General features: G+C 69.7%; 12 protein-coding genes, 1 tRNA gene, 1 pseudogene and 1 riboswitch. Of the genes and pseudogenes, 9 read left to right on the top strand and 5 right to left on the bottom strand.

Annotated features, from left to right (window positions below; all coding sequences use genetic code 11):
• From C1I97_RS24020 to rdgB, 4 genes and pseudogenes are all read left to right on the top strand, one after another.
• Positions 1–98 (top strand): annotated as a pseudogene (locus C1I97_RS24020) (MBL fold metallo-hydrolase); the annotation flags it as partial.
• A 153-nt stretch (positions 99–251) separates the two neighbouring features.
• Entirely contained in the window at positions 252–485 is a 234-nt protein-coding gene (locus C1I97_RS24015; RefSeq protein ID WP_111005260.1) for a glucose PTS transporter subunit EIIB, read from the top strand.
• 95 nt (positions 486–580) lie between these two features.
• The gene (gene rph / locus C1I97_RS24010) at positions 581–1,306 is read left to right on the top strand and encodes a ribonuclease PH (RefSeq protein WP_111005259.1); all 726 of its coding nucleotides are present in this window, start codon (positions 581–583) and stop codon (positions 1,304–1,306) included.
• Positions 1,307–1,322: 16 nt separating this feature from the next.
• Complete coding sequence (gene rdgB, locus C1I97_RS24005) at positions 1,323–1,925, top strand: RdgB/HAM1 family non-canonical purine NTP pyrophosphatase (RefSeq protein WP_111005258.1); 603 nt, start codon at positions 1,323–1,325, stop codon at positions 1,923–1,925.
• 56 nt (positions 1,926–1,981) lie between these two features.
• Here rdgB and C1I97_RS24000 read toward each other — a convergent pair.
• The 4 genes from C1I97_RS24000 to bcp all read right to left on the bottom strand — a co-directional run bounded on the left by C1I97_RS24000 (position 1,982) and on the right by bcp (position 3,909).
• A tRNA-Leu gene (locus tag C1I97_RS24000) sits at positions 1,982–2,054 on the bottom strand.
• 16 nt (positions 2,055–2,070) lie between these two features.
• On the bottom strand, positions 2,071–2,652 hold the full coding sequence (locus C1I97_RS23995) for an HNH endonuclease signature motif containing protein (RefSeq protein ID WP_111005257.1): 582 nt from the start codon (positions 2,650–2,652) through the stop codon (positions 2,071–2,073).
• On the bottom strand, positions 2,649–3,302 hold the full coding sequence (locus C1I97_RS23990) for an HNH endonuclease signature motif containing protein (protein ID WP_111005256.1): 654 nt from the start codon (positions 3,300–3,302) through the stop codon (positions 2,649–2,651). The genes C1I97_RS23995 and C1I97_RS23990 overlap by 4 nt, the downstream gene beginning before the upstream one ends.
• A 139-nt stretch (positions 3,303–3,441) precedes the next feature.
• Complete coding sequence (bcp, locus tag C1I97_RS23985) at positions 3,442–3,909, bottom strand: thioredoxin-dependent thiol peroxidase (RefSeq protein WP_111005255.1); 468 nt, start codon at positions 3,907–3,909, stop codon at positions 3,442–3,444.
• 129 nt (positions 3,910–4,038) lie between these two features.
• Here bcp and C1I97_RS23980 point away from each other — a divergent pair, with 129 nt between their 5' ends.
• The 3 genes from C1I97_RS23980 to sugE all read left to right on the top strand — a co-directional run bounded on the left by C1I97_RS23980 (position 4,039) and on the right by sugE (position 5,305).
• Entirely contained in the window at positions 4,039–4,368 is a 330-nt protein-coding gene (locus C1I97_RS23980; protein ID WP_111005262.1) for a DUF3618 domain-containing protein, read from the top strand.
• Between the two features lie 55 nt (positions 4,369–4,423).
• Positions 4,424–4,780 (top strand): GroES family chaperonin, encoded by a 357-nt coding sequence (locus C1I97_RS23975; RefSeq protein WP_111005254.1) that lies wholly within the window; start codon positions 4,424–4,426, stop codon positions 4,778–4,780.
• 94 nt (positions 4,781–4,874) lie between these two features.
• A riboswitch (guanidine-III (ykkC-III) riboswitch) is annotated at positions 4,875–4,943 on the top strand.
• Positions 4,944–4,984: 41 nt separating this feature from the next.
• On the top strand, positions 4,985–5,305 hold the full coding sequence (sugE, locus tag C1I97_RS23970; protein ID WP_111005253.1) for a quaternary ammonium compound efflux SMR transporter SugE: 321 nt from the start codon (positions 4,985–4,987) through the stop codon (positions 5,303–5,305).
• Here the strand turns inward: sugE and C1I97_RS23965 are convergent.
• Entirely contained in the window at positions 5,283–7,742 is a 2,460-nt protein-coding gene (locus C1I97_RS23965) for a transglycosylase domain-containing protein (protein ID WP_181446882.1), read from the bottom strand. The two genes, sugE and C1I97_RS23965, sit on opposite strands and share 23 nt — an antisense overlap.
• 204 nt (positions 7,743–7,946) lie before the next feature.
• Here C1I97_RS23965 and C1I97_RS23960 point away from each other — a divergent pair, with 204 nt between their 5' ends.
• Positions 7,947–8,747: an ABC transporter permease gene (locus tag C1I97_RS23960; protein ID WP_181446883.1), complete on the top strand. Its 801-nt coding sequence runs from the start codon at positions 7,947–7,949 to the stop codon at positions 8,745–8,747.
• Positions 8,740–9,533 (top strand): ABC transporter permease (locus C1I97_RS23955; protein WP_258382716.1); only part of this gene is annotated, 794 nt, incomplete at its 3' end. The genes C1I97_RS23960 and C1I97_RS23955, both read left to right, overlap by 8 nt.

Genomic DNA, 9,533 nt, shown 5'->3' with positions numbered 1-9,533 from the left:
CCCCGTGGACCGACCCCCAGGTCAACCTGACCGACGCCCGCACGGCCTACACCGGCCCGGTGGAACTGGCGGCACCGGGCGCGACGTACGAGATCTGAGCCCGCCGCACGACGCGAGAAGGCCCCCGGCGCCGAGATCGGCACCTGGGGCCGTGACGTGCGCGTGAGCTCCCACGCCTTCGCCAGATCCTCGCCCCCGAGACGGTGTAGACCAGTTCACAAGCGGTTCGGCACCGACCAGGGAGAAGGGCCATGGCCACCAAGGCTGAGAAAATCGTCGCCGGACTCGGCGGCCTCGACAACATCGAAGAGATCGAAGGCAGCATCACCCGCCTCCACACCGAGGTCAACGACCCCTCACTGGTCGACGAAGCCGCCCTCAAGGCGGCCGGCGCCCACGACGTCGTCAGGACGGGCACCGCCGTCCAGGTCGTCATCGGCACCGACGCGGACCCCGTCGCCGCGGAAATCGAAGACATGATGTGAACCACGCAGGCCACCACAGGCCCACGCTTCACCCGGAAGGGGCACCTCCCACCGCGGAAGGACCCCCTCCCCCCTGGGGGACTAGGCTCGACGCCATGTCTCGAATCGACGGCCGCACCCCCGAACAACTCCGCCCGGTCACCATCGAACGCGGCTGGAGCAAGCACGCCGAAGGCTCCGTCCTCGTCTCCTTCGGCGACACCAAGGTCCTCTGCACCGCCTCCGTCACCGAAGGCGTCCCGCGCTGGCGCAAGGGCAGCGGCGAAGGCTGGGTCACCGCCGAGTACGCCATGCTCCCCCGCGCCACCAACACCCGCGGCGACCGCGAATCCGTCAAGGGCAGGATCGGCGGCCGCACCCACGAGATCTCCCGCCTCATCGGCCGCTCCCTGCGCTCGGTCGTCGACTACAAGGCCCTCGGCGAGAACACCATCGTCCTGGACTGCGACGTCCTCCAGGCCGACGGCGGCACCCGCACCGCGGCCATCACCGGCGCCTACGTCGCCCTGGCCGACGCCATCGCCTGGGCCCAGTCCAAGAAACTGATCAGGCCCAGCCGCCAGCCGCTCACCGGCACGGTCAGCGCGGTCTCGGTCGGCATCGTCGGCGGCGTCCCGCTCCTGGACCTCTGCTACGAGGAAGACGTACGCGCCGACACCGACATGAACGTCGTCTGCACCGGCGACGGCCGCTTCGTCGAGGTCCAGGGCACCGCCGAGGCCGAACCCTTCGCCCGCGACGAACTGAACGCCCTCCTCGACCTCGCCGTCGCCGGCTGCACGGAACTCGCGGCCATCCAGCAGACGGCCCTGGCGAAGTAAAGGAACGAGCCGCAGCATGACCCGCCTGATCCTCGCCACCCGCAACACCGGGAAGATCACCGAACTCCGGGCGATCCTCGCCGACGCCGGCCTGCCCCACGAACTGGTCGGCACCGATGCCTACCCCGACATCCCCGACGTCAAGGAGACCGGCGTCACCTTCGCCGAGAACGCCCTCCTGAAGGCCCACGCCCTCGCCCGGGCCACCGGCCTCCCCGCGGTCGCCGACGACTCCGGCCTCTGCGTCGACGTCCTCGGCGGCGCCCCCGGCATCTTCTCCGCCCGCTGGTCCGGCCGCCACGGCGACGACCAGGCCAACCTGGACCTGCTCCTGGCCCAGCTCGTGGACATCGCCGACGGCCACCGGGCGGCCCACTTCGCCTGCGCGGCGGCCCTCGCCCTGCCGGACGGCACGGAACGGGTGGTCGAGGGCCAGCTCCGGGGCACCCTGCGCCACGCCCCCGCGGGCACGAACGGCTTCGGCTACGACCCGATCCTCCAGCCGGACGGCGAAACCCGCACCTGCGCGGAACTGACCCCGGCCGAGAAGAATGCGATCAGCCACCGCGGCAAGGCGTTCCGGGCACTGGTACCGGTGGTGCGGGAGCTGGTGGGCTGAACTTACGTAAGAGGTCCCGCACCTACGAATCGAAGGTGCGGGACCTCTTTTTCTTGTACGCCCGGTCGGATTCGAACCGACAAACACAACCACCTAAAGGTTGCCGCTCGGCCGTTGGCGTACGGGCGCCCAACCGCGTCCTACTCTACTGGGGGAGAGTGCGACGCCGCTGGCCACCTCGGCACCAGGTGTTGGTGATTGCGTGGCAATTGGGACACAGTAGTCGCAGATTCTCCCGCCGATCGTCACTCCAGTCCCCGTTGATGTGATCGACCTCCAGCGTCATGGGCCGACCGAGCCACTCAGAGCCCACCCCGCACTCGGCGCATTCTTCGGGGACGCCGACTTCCTGGAGAGCGCGCCGCAACAGGGCGGTCTTGGTCCGACGCTTCCCCTCGTGCTGAATCAGGATCTCCTCAGGCCGCTTGGCAAGCTCCCGGCGGACTTTCCCTCGCTGATGTGCCTGCCCCAGAAAGTGTGTTGTTGTGAGGCGTCCCTCAGCGATCCACTGGCGTAGGAGGGCGCGCTGTGTACCGCTGTCGGGGCGCCCCAGGCGGCGAAGCACCCCAGCGATGGAGATCGATTCGGCGACTGCTGCCTGCAGTTCTTCGGGCGTGGGGCGGGGCAGCTTGTGACCTCTGAAGCGCGAGATGACTTCGTCGATGTCGGAACACTGCGCGGCGGCCTTCGTCGATGGCTCGCGGGTGTAGTGCACACCGCTGTTCATGCAGCACCGACCTTGCCGCGCCCCTTACCACGCCCTCGGTAGTTGTCCGTCGTCGAATGGCAGTTGGGGCAGAGGAACCGTAGGTTCTCGACACGGTTGTCCCGCCAGTTGCCGTCGATGTGGTCGACTTCCAGCGGAAGCGGACGCCCACGCCAGACCGGCTCCGTACCGCACAGAGCACACCGCTCATCCACGCCCGTTGTGAGCATTGCCCACTTGAGGCGATCACTCGGGATACGTCGGGCCTGAGCGGTCGGCTGCTCGATGAGCAGACCTTCCGGCGTTCGGGGGCGCCAAGGTTTCCCTCGCCGGGTCGGAATCCGGAAGTGGGACGTGTCGATGCCGTACGCCTTGATCCGCCGACTGATGTGGGTGTGGTGGCCGCCCACGACCTCCAGCCCGAGATGGCGTAGTACCTCGCACATGTTCGTGGAGGCCGCCACCGCTCGTTCAAGAGCCCTTTTTGTCCACTTCACCCCTTCCCGCTCGAAGTGTGATGTGTCCACCCTGAGCTTCTTCATCCGCGCCCGGATGTAGTCCCGCGTCGAGCTCTTCGGATCCACCCCCAACCTCTCCAACGCCTCCGACAACGTCCGTGCCCCGCGAGCCGCTTCCTCCAGTCGCTCCCTCGTGTACGCACTGGTCCCCATGGGTCCCCTCCGTTCTCGGCCACACGTTCATGGTCCATACGGAGTAACGAACCGGTTATCGGACAGTCACGCACAGAATGCAGGGCGGCCCGCGCCGGTCGTCCCGGTGCGGGCCGCGCAGGCCGCAGAAGCGCCCCGTTCAGATCCCAAGATCCTTGATGATCTTGGCCACGTGGCCCGTGGCCTTGACGTTGTACAGGGCGCGTTCGACCTTGCCCTCCTCGTCCACGACGACCGTGGAGCGGATGACGCCGACGACCGTCTTGCCGTAGAGCTTCTTCTCGCCGTAGGCGCCGTAGGACTCCAGGACCTTCTTGTCGGGGTCGGCCAGGAGCGTGACCCTCAGGGACTCCTTCTCGCGGAACTTCGCCAGCTTCTCCGGCTTGTCGGGGGAGATGCCGATCACGTCGTACCCGGCGCCCGCGAGCAGCTCCAGGTTGTCGGTGAAGTCGCAGGCCTGCTTGGTGCAGCCGGGGGTGAGGGCGGCCGGGTAGAAGTAGACGATGACCTTGCGGCCCGCGTGGTCGGCCAGCGACACCTCCTTGCCGTCGGCGTCGGGGAGGGTGAAGGCGGGGGCGACGTCCCCGGGCTGGAGTCGCTCGGTCATCGAAGGTGTCTCCTCGTACGTGCCGATACCGTGTCGCTCCGAGGGTATCCGGGGGTGCCGACAGCGCGGTCGGGGTGAGAGCTGACAGACTGTGCTGAACAGGCATCAGTGGACTTCGGAGGCGGTACGGTGGCGGACACCGCGGACACCAGAACCCCGGCTGAGATCGAGGCGGACATCAGGCGCCGTCGCGAGGTGCTGGCCGAGACGCTCGACGAGATCGGGATGCGGGTGCACCCGAAGACCATCGTCGGGGACGCCAAGGCCAAGGTCGTCTCCAACGTCGACCACACGCTCGGGCGGGCCTATGTGCAGGTCAACCGGGTCGTGAGCGATGTGCGGGCACAGTTCGTGGACGAACAGGGCGCCCCGCGTCTGGAGCGGGTCGTGCCGGTCGCGCTCGTCGCGGTCGGGCTGGTCGGGCTGCTCGCGCTCGGTGCCCGCAGGCGCCGGGGCTGAGCGGCTCGGCCACCCACCGCGTGCGGACGCGCCGAGGGCAGGTAGGTTTTCAGGCGTGAGCGCCAAGAGAAATGAGCACAGCAGCCACCACGAGAAGCTGCCCATCCGGATGCTGCACGACCGCGTGCTCGTCCGGCAGGACACGAGCGAGGGCGAGCGGCGTTCGGGCGGTGGCATCCTGATTCCCGCGACGGCGGCGGTGGGACGCCGGCTGGCCTGGGCGGAGGTCGTGGCGGTCGGGCAGAACGTGCGGACCGTGGAACCGGGGGACCGTGTGCTGTTCGACCCGGAGGACCGCGCCGAGGTCGAGGTGCGCGGAGTCGGGTACGTGCTCATGCGCGAGCGTGATCTGCACGCGGTGGCCGCGGACCGGTTCGAGGGGTCGGAGGACTCCACGGGCCTGTACCTGTAAACCTACGTAGACCGGCATAGTCCGACGTCGCTCGACGTCGAGCGGGCTGAAGGGGTTGGTGACCCTTGTCACCGGCCCCTTTGCCGTTTCCGTTCCTTTGCTAGCCTCGTGCCCCAGCCCGACGAGACGCGCCGTACCGGGACGTAGGCAAAGACGACGCACCCCGTTTTCCGTCGCTCCTACGTCGTCCCGGAGGTGCCTGTCATGGCCTGGGTTCTGCTCGTCGTCGCCGGTCTGCTGGAGGTGGGCTGGTCGATCGGGATGAAGTACACCGACGGGTTCACCCGGCTCGTGCCCAGCGTGCTCACCGGTGCCGGGATCGTCGCGAGCATGATCATGCTGTCGTACGCCGCCCGTTCCCTGCCCATCGGTACCGCCTACGGCGTGTGGGTGGGCATCGGGGCGGCCGGTGCGGCGGTGGTCGGCATGGTGGTGCTGGGGGAGCCGGCGACCGCCGCCCGGATCTTCTTCGTGTGTCTGCTGCTGGTGGCCGTGGTGGGGCTCAAGATGACTTCCGGCCAGTGAACAGGCCGGCCGCCGTGCCGCCGTCGCCGGGGGTGCCGGCCGACGTGCTCCCGCCGTCGTTGCCCTGGCCGCCGTTGTTCCCGCCGGGCGTGCCTCCTGTGCTGCTGTCGGCGGGCGGGGTGCCTCCGGTGTCCGAGCCGGTGTCGCCGGTCGGCGGGGTGCCTCCGGTGTCGCCCGTGGTGCCCTCCGTGGTGTCCCCGGTGGTGCCCTCCGTGGTCTGACCTCCGGTCTGCCCCTGGTCGTGGCCCTGTCCCTGGGTGTCCTGCTCGCCGGTGTCCGTGTCGCCGTGGTCCTCCTCGTCCCCGTCGTGGGTGCCCGGGGTCTCGGTGGGGGCGGAGGGCGGCTCCTGGACCTGGTCGGCGCCCGGCTGGAGCTGGAGGTCGAAGTCGGTGACCGGCTTGTTCTTCAGGGCGTCCCTGGTGAACTGTGCCCAGATCTGGGCGGGCGGCCCGCCGCCGTTGACGCGGTCCAGGCCCATGGCGCCGTAGAGCGACTTGTGGTGGGCGGTGACCGGGTCCTGGCCCATGACGGACACGACGGTGGCGAGGTCGGGGGTGTAGCCGGCGAACCAGGCGGCGGTGTCCTCCTCGGCGGTGCCGGTCTTGCCGGCGGCCGGGCGGCCGGCGGCCTGGGCGGCGGTGGCGGTGCCGTTCTGGACGACGCTCCGCAGGATCGCGGTGGTGGTGTCGGCGGCCTGGCGGCCGATCTGCTGGGACTCGGTGCGCCGGGGCAGCTCGACGGTGTCGGTGCCGTCCTTGGTGATCTTCTTGATCATCGTGTACGGGCTGTGCTTGCCGTGGTTGGCGAGTGTGGCGTAGGCCTGGGCCATGTCCACGACGCTGGCGTTGGCCGCCCCGAGCGCGATGGACGGGGTGGGGGTCAGGGACGGGGTGTCGGCCGGCAGGCCGAGGGCGACGGCGGTGTCCTTGACCTTCTCGCAGCCGACGTCCACGGCCATCTGGGCGTACACCGCGTTGACGGACTTGTCGGTGGCCTCGCGGACGGTGATGTCGCCGTAGGAGCGCTGGTCCTCGTTCTCGGGGTCGTAGAAGCCGTTCCAGCCCTCGACGGGGCGCTTGTTGGTGCCGTCGTAGTAGGTGTTCGGGGTGATCAGGCGGCCGTCGCGGGTCTGGGAGACGTTCTGGACGGCGGCGGTGAACACGAACGGCTTGAAGATGGAGCCGACCTGGAAGTCCCGGCGGGTGGCGTTGTTGGTGTACTGCTGGACGTAGTCGATGCCGCCGTACAGGGCGACGAGCTCGCCGGTTTTGGGGTCGATCGCCGCGCCGCCGGCCCGGACGTAGGTGTCGACCTCGTGGTTCTTCTTGTCGAGCCTGCTCATCAGCTGGTCGTCGACCGCTTTGACGAAGGCGTCCTGCTTGCTCTTCTGCAGGGTCGTGGTGATGCGGTAGCCGCCCGTGTCGAGCTGGTCCTCGTCGAGGATCTTGTTCTTGGCCAGGTAGTCCTTGACCGCGCGGACGATGTAGCCGCGCTGTCCGGACATGCCGGTGGGGGCGGTGGCCTCCTTCGGCATGGGGAACTTCATGCCGGCCCGCTGCGAGGGGCTCAGCCAGCCCTTGGTGACCATGCCGTCCAGGACGTAGTTCCAGCGGGCCGTCGCGGCGGGCTTGTTCTCCGGGTGGGCGACGACGTCGTACTGGCTGGGGGCGTTGACCAGCGCGGCCAGGTAGGCGGCGCGGGCCGGGTCGAGATCCCTGGCCTTGACGCCGTAGTAGGCCTGGGCGGCGGCCTGGATGCCGTAGGCGTTGCGGCCGAAGTAGCTGGTGTTGAGGTAGCCCTCGAGGATCTCGTCCTTGGGCTGGCTGCGGTCCAGCTTGATCGCGATGAAGAACTCCTTCACCTTGCGGGTGACGGTCTGCTCCTGGCCCAGGTAGTAGTTCTTCACGTACTGCTGGGTGATCGTGGAGCCGGACTGCCTGCCCTTGCCGGTGGCGGTGTTCCAGGCGGCGCGCAGCATGGCCTTGGGGTCGACGGCGGACTCGGTGTAGAAGTCGCGGTCCTCGGCGGCGAGCACGGCGTGCTGGGCGTCCTTGGAGATCTGGGCGAGGCCGACGTTCTCCCGGTTGACCTCGCCGTCGCGGGCGATCTCGGTGCCGTCGGCGTACAGGTAGACGTTGGCCTGCTTGACGGCCAGGGCGTTGGCGGGCGGGATCTGCACCAGTGAGTAGCCGAGGAAGAACGCTCCGATGCCCAGCAGGACGACGGTGATGAAGCCGCCGAGCACCATGCGCCAGGTCGGGACGGCGCGGCGCCATCCGGTGCGCCTGGGTCGGCCGGTCTCCTCCTCCGCCTCGAACACCACCGCCGCCGGCGGTTCTGGTGCGGCCCCGCCCTGGTCCGGAGACCCCGGCTGCGGCTTCGGCTGCGGTTCCGGCTGCGCCTGCGGCTCCGGCTTCGGCTTTGGCTCGTCGCTCATCTCGTGTACGGACTCCTGTTTTCGCGTCGTACGTTCCCGTACGCCCTCATGCGCCTTCGGCGCCCCCAGATGAAGACTCTCGCACCAGGCGTTCCGTTCCCGGTCAAGCGCACTTGTCCGGGCCGGAAAATGCGTGGCATATCACGTCCCGGGCGTAATAGGCTCGCGCGCTTTCGTTGTCGTGGGCCTTGGGAGGCGGTGGAGGTGGGCGCTGGGCGGTTGTACGCGGCCGTCGCGGCGGGGGGATTCAGACGGTACGCGACGTACCGGACGGCGACGGTGGCCGGGGTGTTCACGAACACCGTGTTCGGGCTGATCCTCGTGTACACGTACCTGGCGCTGTGGGACGCCCGGCCGCACCTGGGCGGCTACGACCCGGCGCAGGCGGTGACGTACGTGTGGCTGGGGCAGGCGTTCCTGGCGGCGCTGGCGATCGGCGGGGGCGGCGTCGAGGAAGAGCTGATGGAGCGCATCCGTACGGGTGATGTCGCGGTCGACCTGTACCGGCCGGCCGACCTGCAGCTGTGGTGGCTGGCGGCCGACGTGGGCCGGACGCTGTTCCAGCTGGTCGGCCGGGGGGTGGTGCCGTTCGTGTTCGGGGCGCTGGTCTTCCCGGTGTCCCTGCCGGCGGACCCGCTGACCTGGGTGGCGTTCCTCGGCGCGGTGGCGCTGGCGACGCTGGTGGGTTTCGGGATCCGGTTCCTGGTGGCGCTGAGCGCGTTCTGGCTGCTGGACGGTACGGGTGTGCTGCAGATGGCCCGGCTGGCCGGGTTCTTCTGCTCGGGGATGCTGCTGCCGCTGAACGTCTTCCCGGGCGCGCTCGGCGAGGTGGTCCGGCTGCTGCCGTGGTCCTCGCTGCTCCAGGCCCCCGCCGACGTCCTGCTGGGGCACGCCGACCCGCTGGGCACGTACGCCTTCCAGGGGGCGTGGGCGGTGGCGCTGCTGGCGGCCGGGCGGCTGGTGCAGCTGGCGGCGACGCGGCGGGTGGTGGTGCAGGGTGGCTGAGCCCTCCGGGCACACGGCGGCCGGCCGGCTGCGGGACGGGCTGCGGGCCTACCGGCTGATCGCCGGCATGTGGATCCGCTCCACGATGGCCTACCGCGCCTCCTTCGTCATGACCACGTTCGGGAACTTCGCGGCGAGCGGGCTGGACTTCGTGGCGATCCTGCTGATGTTCTCCCGGGTGGACGCGCTGGGCGGCTATCCGCTGCCCGAGATCGCCTTCCTGTACGGGCTGTCCAATGCCGCCTTCGGTCTGGCCGACCTGGCGATCGGCTCGATGGACCGGCTGGGGCGGCGGGTGCGCGACGGCACCCTCGACATCCTGCTGGTGCGGCCCGCGCCGGTGCTCGCCCAGGTGGCCGCCGACCGGTTCGCGCTGCGCCGGCTGGGCCGGGTGACGCAGGGGGCGCTGGTGCTGGGGTGGGCGCTCACCCGGCTCGACGTCGACTGGACGCCGCTGAAGCTGCTGCTGATGCCGGTGATGGTGGTCAGCGGCTGCGGGATCTTCTGCGCGGTGTTCGTGGCGGGGGCGGCCTTCCAGTTCTGGGCGCAGGACGCCTCGGAGGTGCAGAACGCCTTCACCTACGGCGGGACCACGCTGCTGCAGTACCCGCCGACGGTGTTCGGCAAGGAGCTGGTGCGCGGGGTGACGTTCGTCCTGCCGCTGGCCTTCGTCAACTGGCTGCCCGCGCTGTACGTGCTCGGGCGGCCGTATCCGCTGGGCCTGCCCCGGTGGGCGGCGTTCGCGCCGCCGCTGGTCGCGGTGGGGTGCTGCGCGCTGGCGGGGGC

The organism is Streptomyces sp. NTH33, from assembly GCF_003236365.1.
In the GTDB taxonomy this organism is placed as follows: Bacteria; Actinomycetota; Actinomycetes; order Streptomycetales; family Streptomycetaceae; genus Streptomyces.
The sequence above is the reverse complement of the archived record's forward strand: the minus strand, read 5'-3'. Positions and strand labels throughout refer to the sequence as shown.

Excerpts from the sequence above, each read along its gene's own strand:
- C1I97_RS23965 (WP_181446882.1), bottom strand. The coding sequence starts at position 7,742 with ATGAGCGACGAGCCAAAGCCGAAGCCGGAGCCGCAGGCGCAGCCGGAA.
- C1I97_RS23990 (WP_111005256.1), bottom strand. The coding sequence starts at position 3,302 with ATGGGGACCAGTGCGTACACGAGGGAGCGACTGGAGGAAGCGGCTCGC.
- bcp (WP_111005255.1), bottom strand. The coding sequence starts at position 3,909 with ATGACCGAGCGACTCCAGCCCGGGGACGTCGCCCCCGCCTTCACCCTC.
- sugE (WP_111005253.1), top strand. The coding sequence starts at position 4,985 with ATGGCCTGGGTTCTGCTCGTCGTCGCCGGTCTGCTGGAGGTGGGCTGG.
- rph (WP_111005259.1), top strand. The coding sequence starts at position 581 with ATGTCTCGAATCGACGGCCGCACCCCCGAACAACTCCGCCCGGTCACC.
- rdgB (WP_111005258.1), top strand. The coding sequence starts at position 1,323 with ATGACCCGCCTGATCCTCGCCACCCGCAACACCGGGAAGATCACCGAA.
- C1I97_RS24015 (WP_111005260.1), top strand. The coding sequence starts at position 252 with ATGGCCACCAAGGCTGAGAAAATCGTCGCCGGACTCGGCGGCCTCGAC.
- C1I97_RS23995 (WP_111005257.1), bottom strand. The coding sequence starts at position 2,652 with ATGAACAGCGGTGTGCACTACACCCGCGAGCCATCGACGAAGGCCGCC.